Genomic DNA, 16,959 nt, shown 5'->3' on the forward strand with positions numbered 1-16,959 from the left:
TTCTTAGGCATTTTTTTATGGAAGGATTTTTAGCGAAAAACAAGAATATATATGGTATGTAATGTTTGTAAGGGGGAGATAGCGAGATGGAGGTTAGAGAGGTTAGTCCTGAAACTACCTATGAACTAAGACATGCTATTTTAAGGCCACATCAACCATTTGAGGCCTGCATATACGATACAGACCGTGATGTAACTACTTTTCATGTTGGTGCTTTTTACGAAGGTACCTTAATAAGTGTTGCATCTTTTTATAAAGAAAAGAATTCCGAGTTTACTAAGGAGAAGCAATATCGTCTACGGGCGATGGCAACTCGACCTACTCATCGCAGGCTAGGAGCAGGAAGAGCGGTGATTGATTATGCAGAGAAACGGATAAGAGAAGAGGATATCGAATTATTGTGGTGTATGGGTAGGACATCGGTACAAGGCTATTATGAGCGGTTAGGTTTTCAACCATATGGTACCGTATTTGATTATCCACCAATTGGACCGCATATTGTGATGGTGAAGGATTTGATGGTATAGAGCTTATTTTCGTTAGCGCCAATTTTCTTTTTTGAAACGGTTTACTTGAATTAATAGTAGATGTATCATTAAAATGAAGATGTACCTTGAATAGATTAGGAGGGTAAACATAGATGGCTTTTGTTATTTTAGATCCATGCAGACAAGAAAAAGCAGCTGAATGTGTTAGTGTCTGTCCAGTTGATTGTATAGAAGAAGGTCCAGATCAATTCTACATAGATCCAGATATTTGTATTGACTGTGGTGCTTGTAAAGCAGCCTGCCCAGTAAATGCGATTGAGGAAGAATATGATTTGACTCCAGACCAAGAAGTATTTTTAGAAAAAGCAGAAGAATTCTTTGCCAACCGTTAATCAGTATAAGTAAAATCCCGTCAGTTCCTAAGAGACTAACGGGATTTTTATGTAGGTTTCCTTGAATTTTTATGAATATCATTTCTTATTCTTCTACAGCTACTGCTAGTTTACTTGCTATCCAGCGTTTGGCTGTTTTTTCATCTACTTCATATACTTTCCCTGCCCGAAATAGTTCTCCATGGTAAGCAGTTTGAACATTCATTTTTACTTTAATCATAAGCTCTAACCCCTTCCTATTCTCATTATAACGAACTACATGTAGTGAAGCTAATGTTATGTAATGGAAATGATATGTAAAATCCCCCCAAAGCGAAATCTTGGGGGGATAGAATTATTTATTTATTTATTTAATAAATCAAATACTTGATTAACATCTTTATCGCCTCTACCAGATAGGTTGACGATGATGGTGTCCTCGTCAGCTAGTGTTGGTGCAAGCTTTATCGCATGGGCAATGGCATGAGCGCTTTCTAAAGCAGGGATAATTCCCTCTGTTTTTGATAGTATTTGAAAAGCTTCTAACGCTTCATCTGCTGTAACCGTTACATATTCTGCTCTTCCAGTCGTTTTTAGGTAACTATGCTCTGGCCCAACACCTGGATAATCAAGCCCTGCGGCAATGGAATACGTCGGTTTCGGCTCCCCATTGTCATCAAGTAATGTTAAACATTTAAATCCGTGAATAACAGCGGCTACACCTTCTGTCATCGTTGGAGCTTCATAAGGTTCGGCACCAATTAATCGGACATTTGGTTCATTTAAGTAGTGAGCAAATGCTCCAATGGCATTACTACCACCACCTACACAAGCAATAACGGCAGTAGGTAGCTTGTCTTCTTTTTCCAGTATTTGCCGTTTTGATTCTTCACTGATGACAGCCTGGAAATGCTTCACGATGGACGGATATGGATGTGGTCCAACTGCTGATCCAAGCAGATAAAATGTGTTTTGGTAATTTTCTACAAGGTCTTCTAGCGCAGCATCAACAGCATCCTTTAAACGACCTTGCCCTTTTTCTACAGGGACAACATTAGCTCCTAACAGCTCCATACGAAACACATTGAGAGCCTGTCTTTCTGTATCCACTTTACCCATATACACGGTGCAAGGAATATCAAACATGGCACAAGCAGTAGCAGTAGCAACACCATGTTGACCTGCCCCAGTTTCTGCAATGACTCTCGTTGCTCCCATTCGCTTAGCCAGTAGAATTTGCCCTATTACGTTATTAATCTTATGGGCTCCTGTGTGATTTAAATCCTCACGCTTTAAATAGATTTTTGCTCCGCCTAATTTTTTGGTTAAGTTTTTAGCTTCCGTTAATGGGTTTTCTCTCCCCACATACTCCCTAAGATAGTACCGGAATTCACTTTGAAATTCTGGATCATCCTTGTACTTCTCGAATTCCAGTGCTAAATGATCTAACACCTTCTGCAAATCTTCAGGGATGAAGCTACCTCCAAATTCACCATAAAATCCTGTCTCCACTACACTCTGCTCACTCATCTCTCTAAACTCTCCTCTATTCTATTTTTTTGTATTCTATTCAGAATACTTGCTCATTATTGTATCATAAAAGTGGGCCAACACCAATAAGCATTTAGTTCTAAAGGGAGTCGTTACATTGGAAAAGATAGGTCTATTTTTTCGGGTACCAAATACGTACGGAAAAGTATTATTAGATCTGTTGGATAGTTTATTAGATGAAGATGAGTATATATGGAAAAAAGGGAATCATATAGAAATATTGTTTTCTGATGATTTTAATTCTGAAATGAAATATATAGATAGGCTAAAGACACTGAGTAATGATCCAAATGAAAAGATATGTTTCGTTTGGAAGTTACTATCCCATAATAGCTACATTTTCCGGATATTTAACGAATGGAGAAATTGGTAGTTCAATATTAAATGGGAAAGAATTCTTGAATTCATCTTGCAATGTGTTAATTAGTATTGTAGATACTACAGAAGTGACATTCCTATCAAAGAATAATGCCGTTATGACAGATATGGAGAAAAAATACCTTCAATATAATTTCTCTGATCTTAGATATATGGATGTAGAGGAATGTGTAAAGTTACGTTTCGATTAGTTCTATCATCAAATGTTGCTGCTACTAAAGTATAAAATCTTTTATCGACAGTCTATTTTTGCTTAACACTATATGGGGGGATGGACTAATTATTTGTTGGGTATTGGATGCACTGTAAAATAGCGGTGTAACAGGGGGGGCTAGTCGACGCTATTAATTTCTTTCTAATGAGTATAACAATTGTCTTTGTGGCGGAAAGGACAGAAGCGTCGAATAGAAAACAGTTTTTTAGATTAATTAATTTAACGACTATGCTGATTGTTTTCGTTCATACTAACAGTAGACTTTCAAATCTGAATAATGGAGATGATCAAATGGAAGCAAGAAATCTTACGGAAGAGGCTTTAATAGACTATAAAGAAGGAATAGGCATGTTCACGAAAAAAATGCCAAAGCTAGCCGAATTATATAATGCTTTTACAGAAGAATGCTTCAAAGAAGGTGCGTTATCTAAAAAGCATAAACAATTAATTGCATTAGCAATTAGTTTATATGCACAGGATGAGTATTGTATGATCTATCATACAAAAGGTTGCCTGGATCAAGGGTGTACAGAAGAGGAAATCCTAGAGGCAATTGGTGTAACAGCTGCTTTTGGTGGCGGAGCAGCAATGAGCCAAGCGGTTACCCTTGTACAAGATAGTATTCAAGATTTAAATCAGTTAAAACAATAAGAGGTGCACTTGCACCTCTTTTACTTTGTAGTGATCGAATCTAGAGCGATGTCCATATTGTTTGTTGGCTGCTGACAGGCAAAATTCTCACATACATATACAGTTGTTTGTCCATTTAGTGTTTTATATTCTGCTGCAAACGGAGCAATATTTCTAAATTGTTCTGGTTCATTTGCTACTAGTAATGCAATCTCCGGTATAAAACGATCATGGAGTAATTGTAAGAGTTTAGCTCTGGAAGAATCAGATTCGCCTAGAACAACAACTTCTTTTGTCGGATTCTCAGTAAGTATTATGCTTTGGAGAAAGAACACCCCAGCAGAAGGTTGCTTGGTGATATCTTCATAAAAGGTGGAAAACATCTCCGCTACTTTATCTAAGTAACTTGTTTCTCCAGTTAGGCTCCCCATTTGGACGAGCATTAGAGCTGCAACGCTATTTCCTGAAGGGGTTGCCCCGTCATAAATTTCTTTATCATTCGAGATTAGCTGTTCATTATTCTTACCACTAAAGAAAAATCCACCATATTGCTTGTCCCAAAATAAATCAATCATTACATCCAGTTGATGTTTTCCTTTGGATAAATATTCTAGGTTGAAATCTACTTGATACAATTCTAAATATGCCCAAACTAAATAGGCATAGTCATCGAGATAAGCGTGGTATTTTGTTTCCCCATCCCGATAGCGAGCCATCAGCGTACCATTATCAAAGAGTTTTTTCTCCACAAATGAGATTGCTGTTTTCGCCATATCTAAATATTGATCGTTTTGAAATACTCTACTAGCTTTGGCTAAGCCAGCAATCATCATAGCATTCCATGAGGTTAGTACTTTATCATCAACATGTGGATAGACACGTTTCTCCCGTTCTTGAAGGAGCTTTTGTCTTGCTTCTTCCAGTTGTGTTTCTAAAGCTTCCACAGTTAAGTCAAATTCCTCTGCTACACTTTGAAGACTGGAGCGAATTAGATTTGGGATATTCTTTCCTTCAAAGTTACCATAAGGAGTAATACCGTACGCTGTCGTATAAATATCTCCTAAATCCTCCCCGAGAATATCAAATATTTCTTCATCGTCCCAAACATAATACTTACCTTCTACCCCTTCCGAGTCAGCATCAATAGCGGAGTAAAAAGCACCTTCCGTACTCATCATTTCTCGTTTCACAAAATCGATAATTTGCTCAGCAATTTTTCTATAAAACGGCTTCTTTGTTACTTGATAACATTCGGTATAGGCGATGAGTAGAAGCGCATTATCATATAACATTTTCTCAAAATGAGGTACAAGCCACTTTTCATCTGTTGAATATCGGGCAAAACCAAACCCAATATGATCCCATATCCCACCGGCAGCCATGTTTTGCAAGCTATTTTCCACCATTTTTAAAGCAGCCGTTTTCCCAGTAAAATGATAATAACGGAGTAAAAATAGTAAATTCTGTGGCTGTGGAAACTTAGGTGCTTCAAAGAACCCACCATAATTAAAGTCAAACCCTCTTCCTAATTGCTGGTAGGCTAGATCAGCTGCTTTTTTTGTTAAACGATGTTCGCTCTTGGCACGAGTAGAGCTATCTAAGGCTTGTTTCACACTTTCGGTTACCTCAGAAATGTGCTCAGGGTCTGAAGTATATTTGATATGTAGTTGTTCTAAGGCTTCTAATAACCCAGGTCTACCGTACTTGCTTTCTTTAGGAAAATAAGTTCCCGCATAAAATGGTACTTTATCTGGCGTCATAAAAATCGTAAGTGGCCATCCACCATGACCAGCCATCATTTGACATACCTTCATATAGATAGAATCCACATCCGGGCGTTCCTCACGATCGACTTTAATGGAAATATAATGCTCATTTAACATCTGTGCTACTTCCTCATCTTCAAAGGATTCATGAGCCATGACATGACACCAGTGACATGTGCTGTAGCCAATTGATAGGAAAATTGGTTTATTTTCTTTTTTTGCTTTTTCAAACGCTTTTTCACCCCAAGGGTACCAGTTTACGGGGTTGTAGGCATGTTGTAGTAGGTAAGGTGATTTTTCATTTATTAAGAAGTTAGGATTAGTATTTTCTTGCATGGAATCCGCCTTTCATTCATTGTTGTTTTAAGTATATCCTATGTGCGCGATTGGTACACGGAAAGTAGATGATTGGTCTTGGTTGGGAATATTACATTATTGTTGGGTAAGGTAATGAGAATTTTTCTATTAATGAGGAAAGGTAAAGAGATGAGAAGGTAGATGGAATGTCTGTTCCCTTAATGGAGCGATATATCGGAAAAGGGTAACAGAGAGGAGCTATCGGTTCCCTTATCGGGGTGGAATATCGGAAAAGGGTAACAGAGAGCAGTTATCAGTACCCTTAATGGGGTGGAATATCGGAAAAGGGTAACAGAGAGCAGTTATCAGTGCCCTTACTGGGATGGAAAAGCGGAAGAAGGTAACAGAGAGAGGTTATCAGTGTCCTTAATGGAGAGGAAAAGTGGAAGAAGGTAACAGAGAGAGGTTATCAGTGCCCTTACTGGGGAGGAAAGGCGAAAAAAGGTAACAGAGAGCAGTTGTCAGTGCCCTTACTGGGATGGAATAGGAAAAAAAGGTAACAGAGAGAGGTTATCAGTACCCTTACTGAGATGGAATAGGGAAAAAAGGTAACAGAGAGCGGTTATCAGTGCCCTTACTGGGGAGGAAAGGCGAAAAAAGGTAACAGAGAGCTTATAGCGGGGATTGTCTTGTATAAAATCTCTCCCGCCAGAATAAGAAAAACTAACACATTCACGAAAGGAAGTATGTGTTAGTTTTTCATTCATAATCGGCTCATTTTATCGTTCTAATCTATTTTGTTATACAAGAAAGACAATAGAACATATTGTCTTTCATCAAGGGTAATTATAATCCTTTCAGTCTCTCCTTAGCTTGTTCATCTCCTTTTAACGCCGCTTTTTGGTACCAAATTTTTGCCTTCTTTATGTTAATAGGAGTTCCGATTCCATTCTCATAGCATAGTCCAAGATTAAATTCCCCATAGGAATCGCCTTGTTCAGCCGCCATTTTATACCAAGAAATCGCCTCTTCTCCTTTTCCATTTTCCACTGCCTCATGACCCAGGCGGTTTGCTGCAAAAACATCACCAGCTAGGGCTGATTTCGTAAACCATGCTTTGGATTCTTCTAAATCAATCTCTGTTCCGACACCATTTTCGTACATATAACCTAATGTATACATCGCCTCAGGTACTCCATGTTCAGCCGCTTTTTTGAATAGTTTAAGAGCTCTCTTATTATCCTTTTCAACATATTCACCACGTAGGTACATATCGGCATAATTATTGATCGCATCTGGATAGCCTTTTTCGGCTGCCTCTTCATAGCATAAAAATGTCTTCTCTAAATCCTTTTTCACGATCTTACCCATGTAATAATAATTACCTAGCCAATAGAGGGCCTCAGGATTTCCCGCTTGAGCCGCGATATTAAACCACGGAAAAGCCCATTCGTTCCGTTCAATTAGTCTGTACAAATGCCCGAGCTGAACTTGTGCGTCTTTATCCCCATTTGCTGCTTCGCTATAAAGGGAAACCGCTTCATCTAATTCTTCATCTTCCATATAAATAATGGACTCTTCATCTGAAGGCATCACTATCTCCATGACGATAGTCCGCAAATCTTGAATAACAATCGTTTTTGTATCTTCTTGTACAGAGGATACATGATGCAATTGCTTGTACAACATATAGATATCATCTGGTAATTCTATATTAGGAGAAATACATTCGTTTAATATTTGCTGTATCTCAACGATAGGGTTGTTGCTAAATGCTATATTTTGTAAATTATTTGCGGTATAGGTAAATCCTTTGTTCCGTAATTCTTTCTGTAATTCCTGCTTGTCCACCGAAAAGACACCTTTCTACAATTCGTTTTTATAGAGTATCTCATATTTTATGTTTAGAATCACGTATTACAATTGCAGGGAACAATTAATTTTATTACCATATTTTACTGTACAGGAAAAAGTAAAACCTTATAATATCGGTATGTTAATCGATTACATTAAAATGATTGGCTATTTTACTATTTTTTAGAACAATTTCATTTCATTAAAACCCCTTTACGTCAATACTAATTTGTCCTAAAATGTTTAAGTCGACTTCGAAATAGTTTTCAGTTTATTTAAGAAATTTAAAAACATCAGGAGGCTTTTCTTCAATGAAAAAACTAGATAGAGATGCCATTCTAAAGACCATTCCTCAGAAGGGATTTTTCGGGCATCCAAAAGGTTTATCGACGCTATTTTTCACTGAGTTCTGGGAACGTTTTTCCTATTACGGAATGCGTGCTATCCTACTATTTTATATGTATTATGAGGTTTCCGACGGTGGACTTGGTATCGATCAAACAACAGCTAATTCCATTATGGCGATATATGGCTCACTTGTTTATATGTCCGGTATCATTGGTGGTTGGATTGCTGATAGAATATTAGGTACTGCACGGACTGTTTTCCATGGTGGAGTGCTTATTATGATTGGTCATATCATTCTTGCCCTGCCATTTGGAGCACCTGGTCTATTCGTATCCATGGGATTCATTATCATCGGTACTGGACTACTTAAGCCGAATGTCGGTGGTATGGTTGGGGATCTATACAGTAAGACAGACCCACGCCGTGATTCAGGATTTAGTATTTATTATATGGGTATTAACATGGGTGCATTTATTGCGCCATATATTGTAGGAACATTAGGGGAAGGTGTTAGCTTCCACTTAGGATTTGGTGTTGCTGCAGTAGGAATGTTAGTTGGACTAATTGTATATGTTGTAACACGTAAGAAATATCTAGGGTTAGCAGGTACAGTTGTTCCTAATCCATTGAAGAAAGAAGAAAAAGGTCGTCTATTATCGATTATCTTAACAGTCTTAGTGATATTAGGCATAGTTGGCTGGTTAGGTATAAACGGTGGTTGGCTAACTGTCGATCGTGTTATTTTCTCTATTAGTATTCTTGGGGTTATTATTCCGACTGCTTACTTTATCTTTATGTTCCGCAGTCCTAAAACAACTTCAGAGGAAAAGTCACGCTTACTTGCCTATATTCCTTTGTTCGTTGCCGCAATGATGTTCTGGGCAATCCAAGAACAGGGATCAACCATTCTTGCAACTTATGCTAATGAGCGTACCGACTTGCACTTCCTCGGAATTGAATTGAAGGCATCATGGTTCCAGTCACTTAATCCATTATTTATTATCATGTTTGCTCCTTTATTTGCAGGCATGTGGACAAAATTAGGAGATAGACAACCATCTGTTGCACAGAAATTCTCGTTTGGATTAGTGTTCGCAGGATTATCCTTTATTGTGATGATGTTCCCTGCATACTTCAACGGAACGGAATCATTAGTAAGTCCTTTATGGTTAGTACTAAGCTTCTTCCTAGTAGTATTAGGTGAATTACTATTATCACCAGTTGGGTTATCTGCATCAACGAAACTTGCACCAGCTGCCTTTGCTGCACAAATGATGAGCTTATGGAACCTTTCCAACTCATCAGCACAAGCAATCAATGCACAGGTCGTGAAATTTTACTCAACTGAAACAGAAGTTATGTACTTCGGTGTTATTGGTGGTATTGCTATTCTATTGGGTATTATTCTATATTTGTTCTCTCCTAAGCTGAAAGAATTTATGAGAGGGCTAAACTAGTAATGAAAGAGCTGATACGTGAATGGATACCGTCCCATTTACGTATCAGCTCTTTTTCGTATAAGAAGCTAATCCATTAACTGTAAAATGGAGGGGGAGGATAGAATGCCACGGTCCACTTTCTCAACCAATTTATGGTAATCTATTCATATGGATAATATTTAGGAGAGAGATAAACATGCAACCAACAATTCGATATAAGAAAAACTACCATGTAGACTTAAGCGATGTCGATTTTCAAAAGGAATTAAGGCCGAGTGCATTATTTGGGTATTTTCAAGATATAGCAAATTTAGCAGCCGAGAATCTGGGAGTTGGAATCAATCAACTACTGGATAAGTACGGTGTAGCATTTGTGCTAATGCGAATTCGGGTAGATATGATCCGTAATCCAATCTTAGACGAGGAGATTACGATTGAAACGTGGCCACTGAGACCAGGGAAGCTCGAATTTGAACGGGATTATCTGGTCCGTAATCAAAATGGTGAAGTAATTGCCCGTGCTGTATCTGTCTGGGTTATTATGGACTTGAAAAAGCGTCGTTTAAAACGAAGTGAAGCAATTAATTTAGATTACCCGGAATATATAGAGGATAGAGCAATTAACATAACGTTAGGGAAGATAAAAGCATCAGAAAATCTAGAAGCGGTTTATCAGAAAACGATTGGCTATAGTGATATTGATTTTAATGGTCATTTGAATAATGCCAAGTATGTCGATTTTATTATGGATTGCTTCTCTTTAGAGGATCTTCAAACCTATCCTATTCGATCGATTGAGGTGAATTATTTAAATGAGGTCTTACCTGGTGATAGACTTGTTTTAAAGAAAGATTCTACTAATAAGTCGAATCATACATTTTTCGTAGATGGTGTTCGCGAATCAGATGAAAAGATTGTTTTTCGCTCTAAAGTGATCGTAGAGGGAAAATAAATAATATGTGAGTGTTGATAGCCCAGGTACCAGGTAACAATTCACCGGCAATGGGATTAGGTCTACCTACACTAATTAGCAATATAGTAGTAAATAAAAGTACCCGAATACCTTCTAGCACATATTCGGGTACTTTCCCCCCTACGATAATTCGAAAATACGAAAGCTTAGTGGACTAACATGAATCGTTGAACCTAATGTCAGTTTTTTCTTCTGGTCACTTTCTATATCCCACTCGTGAACGGTAGTCAATTTCAACGCATCACTAGAGATTTCAACAGAATCTAGACTATTATTGATAATAAATCGTAAACAAGTATCCTGATTGAATTTCTCATAAATGATATAGTTCTTTTCGTTATTAACATCAATGAAGCGGATATCAGAATGGTTCCCAAAGACTGGCTCGGTTCTACGCCATTTTAATAAAGACCGGACGTATTCAAATAAGTCTCTATCCTGCTTTTTCTCATCCCATTCCATACAACTACGACAGCCAGGATCCTGTCCGCCGTCCATTCCAATTTCGTCACCATAATAAATACATGGAGATCCTATAAAGCTTAATTGGAATAGGTACAAGAGTTTAACTCGGTCACGATTTCCATTAGCGAGTGTTAGAATACGTGGTGTATCATGGCTATCTAATAGGTTAAACGCTACTTCATTTACATTTTTAGGGTACATGTGAAGCACTTTTACAATTGAATCGACAAAATCCTGTGCCGAAATACTATCCTTCGCTAGGAAATCGATTGCACTATTTGTGAATGGGTAATTCATAACGGCATCAAATTGGTCCCCTTGTAACCATGGCATCGAATCATGCCAAATTTCACCTAGAATATAGGCATCCGGCTTTACACTTTTTACAACCTTACGAAACTCCCGCCAAAATGCATGGTCTACCTCATTCGCTACATCTAAACGCCATCCATCGATATCAAACTCCTCCACCCAATAACGAGCGACATCTAGTAAATAGGCTTTAACCTGAGGGTTTTCTGTATTAAGCTTTGGCATGGAAGGAACAAACCCAAATGTATCATAATTCGGTCTAGGTTCAGTCACGATTGGGAAATTCCATAGATGAAACCAGTTCTTATACTTTGATTCCTCTTGCTGTGTTAAGACATCCTGAAATGGGGGGAAATAAAAGCCACTATGGTTAAATACAGCATCTAGCATGACACGGATTCCTCGCTTATGACATTCTTGGACAAGGCGACGGAATGTTTCTTTGTCTCCAAATTGTGGGTCTATTTCCATATAATCAATCGTGTCATATTTGTGATTGGAGTATGCTTTGAAGATAGGCGTAAAATAGATTCCGGAAATGCCTAATTCCTCCAAATGATCTAAATGATCGATGACTCCTTGGAAATCCCCGCCGAAAAAGTTAGACGGAGTCGGGTCAGTACTCCCCCATGGTAATGTACCTTCTGGATTAATAGACGGATCCCCGTTTCCAAATCGCTCAGGAAATATTTGATACCAGACTGTATCTTTAACCCATGCTGGTGCTTGAAATACATCAATATTATTTACATAAGGGAAACAGAAATAATTTGCGATGTCAGTTGGAGCAGAGGTGAAGAAGCCTCCTTCCATATAATATAAAGTCTCGTTTGAATCGGAGCATTTGAATCCGTAACGCATACGGTGAAATTCAGGCTCAACTGCAATAACCCAATAATCATAAAGAGAAGTTGAACCTGATTTGGTCATAGGTTTAGTAATAGTTTGCCAACTCCCCTCTACCCAATCATATGGATCACCAAATAGGAGTTCAACAGAATACATATCATCCTTTTTCGTTTGCAACATGATGTGTAGTGTATCGTTGTCATAGGCATAGGCGTAATTGTTTTTTGGTCTGTGAAAAATGGCTTCCTTAATCATCACAATTCTCCTTTTCATAAAAATAACCCCGTTTACTTTTATTCGTAAACGGGGTTGTTGTTTAATAACAAAGCATTGCCCTTAAATTTATACTATTAATCTACTGTAAGCGTTTTATAAAGTCAAATAAAATTTGAAACGTAAAATAGTTGTAAAAAAATTTAAAGAAAATTTATAAAAACGATTGCATAAAAAATGAAATAAGGGTACAATTTCATTGTAAGGTTGCGCAAACGTTTTCACTGTACTGAGTAAACAGTTTTAGAGGGGGGCAATATTAGTTTGTAATAAAGTGGACTTTTATTTGTCATGATGCATTACCTTACAAGATAAATAGATATGGCGTTTTACAAAAATAATAATCTATTGGTTACGTGATAACCAAAAATGAAAGAGGGGACTTGTAAATTATGAAAATCAAATGGAAGAATCTTGCTTTTGTAGCAATGTTAACGAGTTTACTTGTATTAGCTGCATGTGGAGGCGGAGATAAAGATGGTGATAACTCTAGTTCTGAGAAGGATGAAGGAAGTAGTGCTGGTACATTAGAAATTGGTGTAGAGGATGGATATATTGATTATGTAAAATCAATCGTTCCGGCATTTGAAGAAGAGACAGGAATTAAAGTAAAAGTAACAGAAAGAGATTTATTCGAAACTTTGGAAGCCCTTCCATTGGATGGACCTGCTGGAATAGCTCCTGATGTTATGGTTGCCCCTTATGACAGAGTTGGTAACTTAGGTCAACAAGGTCATTTAGCGGAGTACACGTTTCCTGATGATGGTCGCTATGATGACTTAGATAAACAACAGGTTACGATTGACGGTAAAATTTATGGTGCTCCATTCGTAATTGAGTCACTAGTACTCTACTATAATAAAGATTTAGTTGATCAAGCTCCTCAAACATTTGCGGATTTAGAAGCGTTAGCAGAGGATGATCGTTTCGCCTTTTCTTCGGAATCTGGAAGAACAACAGCATTTTTAGCTAATTGGTTAGATTTCTATAGCACATACGGATTACTTTCTGCTTACGGTGGTTATGTATTCGGTGACAATGGTTCGGATCCATCTGATATTGGACTAAATACAGAAGGTGCCATTGAAGGTATTGAATATGCAACAGAATGGTTCAACAAATGGCCACAAGGGATGTTAGATTCTACAACAGCAGGTAACTTTATTGACGAACAATTCACAACTGGTAAAGCTGCTGCAATTATCGGTGGACCATGGTCTGCTTCTGACTATAATGAAGCTGGTATAAATTATGGGGTTTCCATGATTCCAACATTACCAAATGGTGAAGAATATCAACCATTTGCTGGTGGTAAAGCGTGGATTGCGAGCAATTATGCTAAAGACCCTGAAGCTGCACAAAAATGGTTAGACTTTGTGACTAACGAAGAAAATCAACAAAAGCTATATGATGATAAAGGTGAGGTACCAGCGAATCAAATGACAAGAGCAACAGTTGCAGAAGCTGGAGATGAGCTGACTGCTGCGGTTATCAACCAATATAACAATGCAATTCCTATGCCAAATATTCCTCAAATGGCTGAGGTTTGGACAGGTGCAGAAACATTAATGTTTGATGCTGCTTCTGGTAACAAAACTGCAGAAGAATCAGCAAATGATGCGGTAGACGTTATTAGTGAAAATATCTCTCAAAAATACTAATAATGTAATCTAATTGGCAGAGATCAGCTCTCTGCCAAAGTTTATTTAAAAGGGAGTGAGAACTGGTGGATTATACAGAAGCAGATGGCAAACAACGCATTAGAAAAGCAACATTACTCTCGATTATTCCTGGTATAGGACAAATGTATAACAAACAGATGTTTAAAGGGATAGCCTTTCTTGCCATTTTTGTTTTATTTATTTTAGAAATGATTAATTTTGGTGCAGAAGCAATAGTAGGTTTAGTAACACTAGGTAGTACCCCGGGTACAGACCATTCACTGTTTATGTTAATCGAAGGTTCACTACAACTATTAATTCTTCTGCTATTTATACTTTTTTACGTTATTAATTTAAATGATGCTAGAAAAGTTGCTAGATTATGGGCTGAGGGCAAAAAAGTAAATACTAAGACGAAAACCATTCTAACGAATATGGTGGATAAAGGCTTTCCATATTTATTTACAATTCCTGCCTATATCGCAATGATATTTGCAATTGTATTTCCGGTATTAGTTACCATATTTATCGCTTTTACAAACTATGATTTCTATCATATTCCACCAGCGAAGTTAATTGACTGGGTTGGTTTTTCTAACTTTACCGATATATTTTTCTTAAGCTCTTATCGGGATACTTTTTTTGCTGTTTTTGGATGGACTGTAATATGGACCTTAGCAGCAACCACACTACAAATCGTAATTGGTATTTTTACAGCGCTTGTATTAAACCAGAAATTCATTAAATTCAAGCGTGTATTTGGTATTATTTTCTTATTACCGTGGGCAGTACCAGCATTTATTACGATTATGAGTTTTTCCAATATGTTTAACGATAGTATTGGCGCCATTAATACACAAGTTATTCCGCTAATCGATGCCTTAATACCTTTTGTTGAGATCGGAAGTCTTCCATGGAAGACAGATCCGTTTTTTACTAAAATAGCTATCATCTTAATTCAAGGGTGGCTTGGATTTCCGTTTATTTATGTACTTGTATCTGGAATTTTACAATCCATTCCGGAAGAACAGTATGAAGCTGCACGAATTGATGGGGCTGGTATGATACAGCGCTTTAAACATATTACCATGCCAGCTATATTTACGATTGCTGCACCAATTTTTATTACACAGTATACCGGTAACTTCAATAACTTCTCGATGATTTACCTGTTTAACGAAGGGGGACCTGGAAGTATTGGAGCTGGTGCTGGTTCAACCGATATTCTTATTTCATGGATTTATAAGCTGACAACAGGAACATCTCCACAGTATTCGATTGCTTCTGCTGTGACATTGTTTATTTCCTTATTTGTCATTATTATTTCGTTAATTGTCTTTAAGAAAACGAGAGCATTTGAAATGGAGGATTAGAGATGAGCAGAATAATGAAATCGCAAAAAACCTCCCGGATCATCAACAAAATCTTTACTTATATTTATTTAATCCTATTAGCGGTGATCATCATTTATCCGCTACTTATTACAGCAAGTTCTGCTTTTAAAGCTGGTAACGTAACCGCGTTTAATTTAAACTTTAATGCGGAATGGACGCTAGTCAATTTCCAAAGACTATTTACAGAAACGTTATATGGTAGTTGGTATGTAAATACATTAATCATTGCCTTCGTGACCATGATAGTTCAAGTTACCTTTATTACACTAGCAGGTTACGTCTATAGTAGATATCGTTTCGTTGGACGGAAAAAGAGTTTGCTCTTTTTCTTAATTATACAAATGGTACCGACGACTGCAGCGTTAACTGCTTTCTATGTTATGGCGTTATTGATGGGAGCTTTAGATCAAAGCTGGTTCTTAATGTTCCTATATATTGGTGGTGGTATCCCGATGAACACTTGGTTGATGAAGGGATATTTTGATACAGTTCCATATGATTTAGACGAATCAGCAAAATTGGATGGTGCGGGCCACTTCCGTATTTTCGCCCAAATTGTACTACCATTGGTTAAACCGATGATTGCTGTGCAATCATTATGGGCCTTTATGACACCGTTTGGTGAGTACATGCTAGCGAAGTTCTTACTACGAACGCCAGAAAACTATACGGTTGCGATTGGTTTACAGACATTTATTAACAACCCACAAAATCAAAAGGTAGCACTATTTGCAGCGGGTGCAATTTTAATCGCTATACCTATCACAATATTATTCTTCATGCTGCAAAAACATTTCGTTGCTGGTTTAACATCAGGTGGTACCAAAGGATAGTCCTAGGTGAAAACAGAATCTCTGAAGGAATGAAGTGAACAATGAAAAAAGATATATTTCCAATCAATTATTTTAAAAGCATTATTTCGCCGAAGCGCGTGTTTACTGGTAGAAAACAACTGAATTGGTTCCAAATCATCATTGTCTTATTATTTTTGAATGGATTAATGATGATTCCGTTATCCATTAATATAGCGAAAATGGATTCCTATCCTGTAGAAGAGACCTATCCAAATGCCTTTTCATTACTAAATGAAGCTGTGATTGGTGAGTTGCAGGATGCAGCATATGCACAAGGGCAACTGACTTTGCCAACTAGTTTTTTAGTAGAAAATGAACATGGAATAGTTGGGGGAAATATATCCACTTCTGATGAAGAGCATGCTTTAAAAGCAGAAAATGCACTGATTTTCCAAGAGGAAGAATTTATTATAAAGGACCAGGAAAATCCAGTAACAGCGGTAATGTATACGAATGATTTTGCCATTGAAGAGATAACGACGGTTCAGATGTTAAAGGACGAACTGTCAAGGCAATGGTTTATTCAAAATAGAGGTTTTATTGTTGGAAGTCTATTATTATCTTTATTTAATTTGTTGCTTGTAAGTATTGTCGTTATAAGCCTAGGATCTTCTATCTTTGTTTATCTTACGAAGAAAGGACAAATATCTACTATTCGAACGTATAAAGAATCGGTGAATTTAATTGTGAATACGTTAGGAATGCCGACAGTAGTGGCTTTGATCCTTGGTTTAATTCAATTTAATATTATTACGATGATTATGATACAAACATTCGGTTTTATTATGATGCTACTTTTCGTATTTATGAAAACTCGCTTCAGTGATGAGGTCGTAGCATAA

Annotated in this window: 16 protein-coding genes; 11 read left to right on the forward strand and 5 right to left on the reverse strand. The window is 37.3% G+C overall.

Features of this window, described 5'->3' with window-relative positions; genetic code table 11:
• Window positions 1-86: 86 nt before the first annotated feature.
• Complete coding sequence (locus AAIB49_RS09065) at window positions 87-527, forward strand: GNAT family N-acetyltransferase (protein WP_339213736.1); 441 nt, start codon at window positions 87-89, stop codon at window positions 525-527.
• Window positions 528-640: 113 nt separating this feature from the next.
• Complete coding sequence (locus AAIB49_RS09070) at window positions 641-880, forward strand: DUF362 domain-containing protein (RefSeq protein WP_339213738.1); 240 nt, start codon at window positions 641-643, stop codon at window positions 878-880.
• Between the two features lie 85 nt (window positions 881-965).
• Here the strand turns inward: AAIB49_RS09070 and AAIB49_RS09075 are convergent, their stop codons facing one another.
• Complete coding sequence (locus tag AAIB49_RS09075; protein ID WP_255488130.1) at window positions 966-1,100, reverse strand: hypothetical protein; 135 nt, start codon at window positions 1,098-1,100, stop codon at window positions 966-968.
• 122 nt (window positions 1,101-1,222) lie between these two features.
• Window positions 1,223-2,389, reverse strand: coding sequence for a tryptophan synthase subunit beta (gene trpB, locus AAIB49_RS09080; protein WP_343457877.1), 1,167 nt, complete (start codon window positions 2,387-2,389; stop codon window positions 1,223-1,225).
• Window positions 2,390-2,507: 118 nt separating this feature from the next.
• On the opposite strand from trpB, the gene AAIB49_RS09085 reads away from it, so the two are divergent.
• The 3 genes from AAIB49_RS09085 to AAIB49_RS09090 all read left to right on the forward strand — a co-directional run bounded on the left by AAIB49_RS09085 (window position 2,508) and on the right by AAIB49_RS09090 (window position 3,653).
• Window positions 2,508-2,783 carry a hypothetical protein gene (locus tag AAIB49_RS09085; RefSeq protein WP_343457878.1) on the forward strand — a complete coding sequence of 92 codons (276 nt, stop codon included), beginning with the start codon at window positions 2,508-2,510 and terminating at the stop codon, window positions 2,781-2,783.
• On the forward strand, window positions 2,701-2,979 hold the full coding sequence (locus AAIB49_RS19990) for a DUF2691 family protein (RefSeq protein WP_481857856.1): 279 nt from the start codon (window positions 2,701-2,703) through the stop codon (window positions 2,977-2,979). Before AAIB49_RS09085 ends, AAIB49_RS19990 begins: the two co-directional genes overlap by 83 nt.
• A 314-nt stretch (window positions 2,980-3,293) precedes the next feature.
• On the forward strand, window positions 3,294-3,653 hold the full coding sequence (locus AAIB49_RS09090; protein WP_339217924.1) for a carboxymuconolactone decarboxylase family protein: 360 nt from the start codon (window positions 3,294-3,296) through the stop codon (window positions 3,651-3,653).
• 20 nt (window positions 3,654-3,673) lie between these two features.
• Here AAIB49_RS09090 and AAIB49_RS09095 read toward each other — a convergent pair whose 3' ends face one another.
• Window positions 3,674-5,734, reverse strand: a complete 2,061-nt coding sequence (locus tag AAIB49_RS09095) for a thioredoxin domain-containing protein (protein ID WP_343457879.1) — start codon at window positions 5,732-5,734, stop codon at window positions 3,674-3,676.
• A gap of 807 nt (window positions 5,735-6,541) precedes the next feature.
• Window positions 6,542-7,546, reverse strand: coding sequence for a tetratricopeptide repeat protein (locus AAIB49_RS09100; protein WP_343457880.1), 1,005 nt, complete (start codon window positions 7,544-7,546; stop codon window positions 6,542-6,544).
• 314 nt (window positions 7,547-7,860) lie between these two features.
• On the opposite strand from AAIB49_RS09100, the gene AAIB49_RS09105 reads away from it, so the two are divergent.
• Both AAIB49_RS09105 and AAIB49_RS09110 read left to right on the forward strand, forming a co-directional pair.
• Window positions 7,861-9,354, forward strand: a complete 1,494-nt coding sequence (locus AAIB49_RS09105) for a peptide MFS transporter (protein WP_339213748.1) — start codon at window positions 7,861-7,863, stop codon at window positions 9,352-9,354.
• A 178-nt stretch (window positions 9,355-9,532) separates the two neighbouring features.
• Window positions 9,533-10,288, forward strand: coding sequence for an acyl-[acyl-carrier-protein] thioesterase (locus AAIB49_RS09110; protein WP_343457881.1), 756 nt, complete (start codon window positions 9,533-9,535; stop codon window positions 10,286-10,288).
• A 141-nt stretch (window positions 10,289-10,429) separates the two neighbouring features.
• Here AAIB49_RS09110 and AAIB49_RS09115 read toward each other — a convergent pair whose 3' ends face one another.
• A complete protein-coding gene (locus AAIB49_RS09115; RefSeq protein WP_343457905.1) occupies window positions 10,430-12,190 on the reverse strand; it encodes a glycoside hydrolase family 13 protein in 1,761 nt (586 codons plus the stop codon).
• 410 nt (window positions 12,191-12,600) lie between these two features.
• On the opposite strand from AAIB49_RS09115, the gene AAIB49_RS09120 reads away from it, so the two are divergent.
• The 4 genes from AAIB49_RS09120 to AAIB49_RS09135 all read left to right on the forward strand — a co-directional run bounded on the left by AAIB49_RS09120 (window position 12,601) and on the right by AAIB49_RS09135 (window position 16,959).
• Window positions 12,601-13,869, forward strand: coding sequence for an extracellular solute-binding protein (locus AAIB49_RS09120; RefSeq protein ID WP_339213752.1), 1,269 nt, complete (start codon window positions 12,601-12,603; stop codon window positions 13,867-13,869).
• Between the two features lie 65 nt (window positions 13,870-13,934).
• Window positions 13,935-15,242 carry a sugar ABC transporter permease gene (locus tag AAIB49_RS09125; RefSeq protein WP_343457882.1) on the forward strand — a complete coding sequence of 436 codons (1,308 nt, stop codon included), beginning with the start codon at window positions 13,935-13,937 and terminating at the stop codon, window positions 15,240-15,242.
• Window positions 15,243-15,244: 2 nt separating this feature from the next.
• On the forward strand, window positions 15,245-16,096 hold the full coding sequence (locus AAIB49_RS09130) for a sugar ABC transporter permease (protein ID WP_339213755.1): 852 nt from the start codon (window positions 15,245-15,247) through the stop codon (window positions 16,094-16,096).
• Between the two features lie 41 nt (window positions 16,097-16,137).
• A complete protein-coding gene (locus tag AAIB49_RS09135) occupies window positions 16,138-16,959 on the forward strand; it encodes a DUF1189 family protein (RefSeq protein ID WP_343457883.1) in 822 nt (273 codons plus the stop codon).

Source organism: Ornithinibacillus proteolyticus, assembly GCF_039581225.1.
Lineage (GTDB): Bacteria > Bacillota > Bacilli > Bacillales > Amphibacillaceae > Ornithinibacillus > Ornithinibacillus massiliensis.

Bases quoted from the DNA above. Each gene is read 5' to 3' on its own strand.
- AAIB49_RS09095 (WP_343457879.1), bottom strand. From the start codon at position 5,734: ATGCAAGAAAATACTAATCCTAACTTCTTAATAAATGAAAAATCACCT.
- AAIB49_RS09065 (WP_339213736.1), top strand. From the start codon at position 87: ATGGAGGTTAGAGAGGTTAGTCCTGAAACTACCTATGAACTAAGACAT.
- AAIB49_RS19990 (WP_481857856.1), top strand. From the start codon at position 2,701: ATGAAAAGATATGTTTCGTTTGGAAGTTACTATCCCATAATAGCTACA.
- AAIB49_RS09105 (WP_339213748.1), top strand. From the start codon at position 7,861: ATGAAAAAACTAGATAGAGATGCCATTCTAAAGACCATTCCTCAGAAG.
- AAIB49_RS09135 (WP_343457883.1), top strand. From the start codon at position 16,138: ATGAAAAAAGATATATTTCCAATCAATTATTTTAAAAGCATTATTTCG.
- AAIB49_RS09120 (WP_339213752.1), top strand. From the start codon at position 12,601: ATGAAAATCAAATGGAAGAATCTTGCTTTTGTAGCAATGTTAACGAGT.
- AAIB49_RS09110 (WP_343457881.1), top strand. From the start codon at position 9,533: ATGCAACCAACAATTCGATATAAGAAAAACTACCATGTAGACTTAAGC.
- AAIB49_RS09075 (WP_255488130.1), bottom strand. From the start codon at position 1,100: ATGATTAAAGTAAAAATGAATGTTCAAACTGCTTACCATGGAGAACTA.
- AAIB49_RS09090 (WP_339217924.1), top strand. From the start codon at position 3,294: ATGGAAGCAAGAAATCTTACGGAAGAGGCTTTAATAGACTATAAAGAA.
- AAIB49_RS09130 (WP_339213755.1), top strand. From the start codon at position 15,245: ATGAGCAGAATAATGAAATCGCAAAAAACCTCCCGGATCATCAACAAA.
- AAIB49_RS09115 (WP_343457905.1), bottom strand. From the start codon at position 12,190: ATGATTAAGGAAGCCATTTTTCACAGACCAAAAAACAATTACGCCTAT.
- trpB (WP_343457877.1), bottom strand. From the start codon at position 2,389: ATGAGTGAGCAGAGTGTAGTGGAGACAGGATTTTATGGTGAATTTGGA.
- AAIB49_RS09070 (WP_339213738.1), top strand. From the start codon at position 641: ATGGCTTTTGTTATTTTAGATCCATGCAGACAAGAAAAAGCAGCTGAA.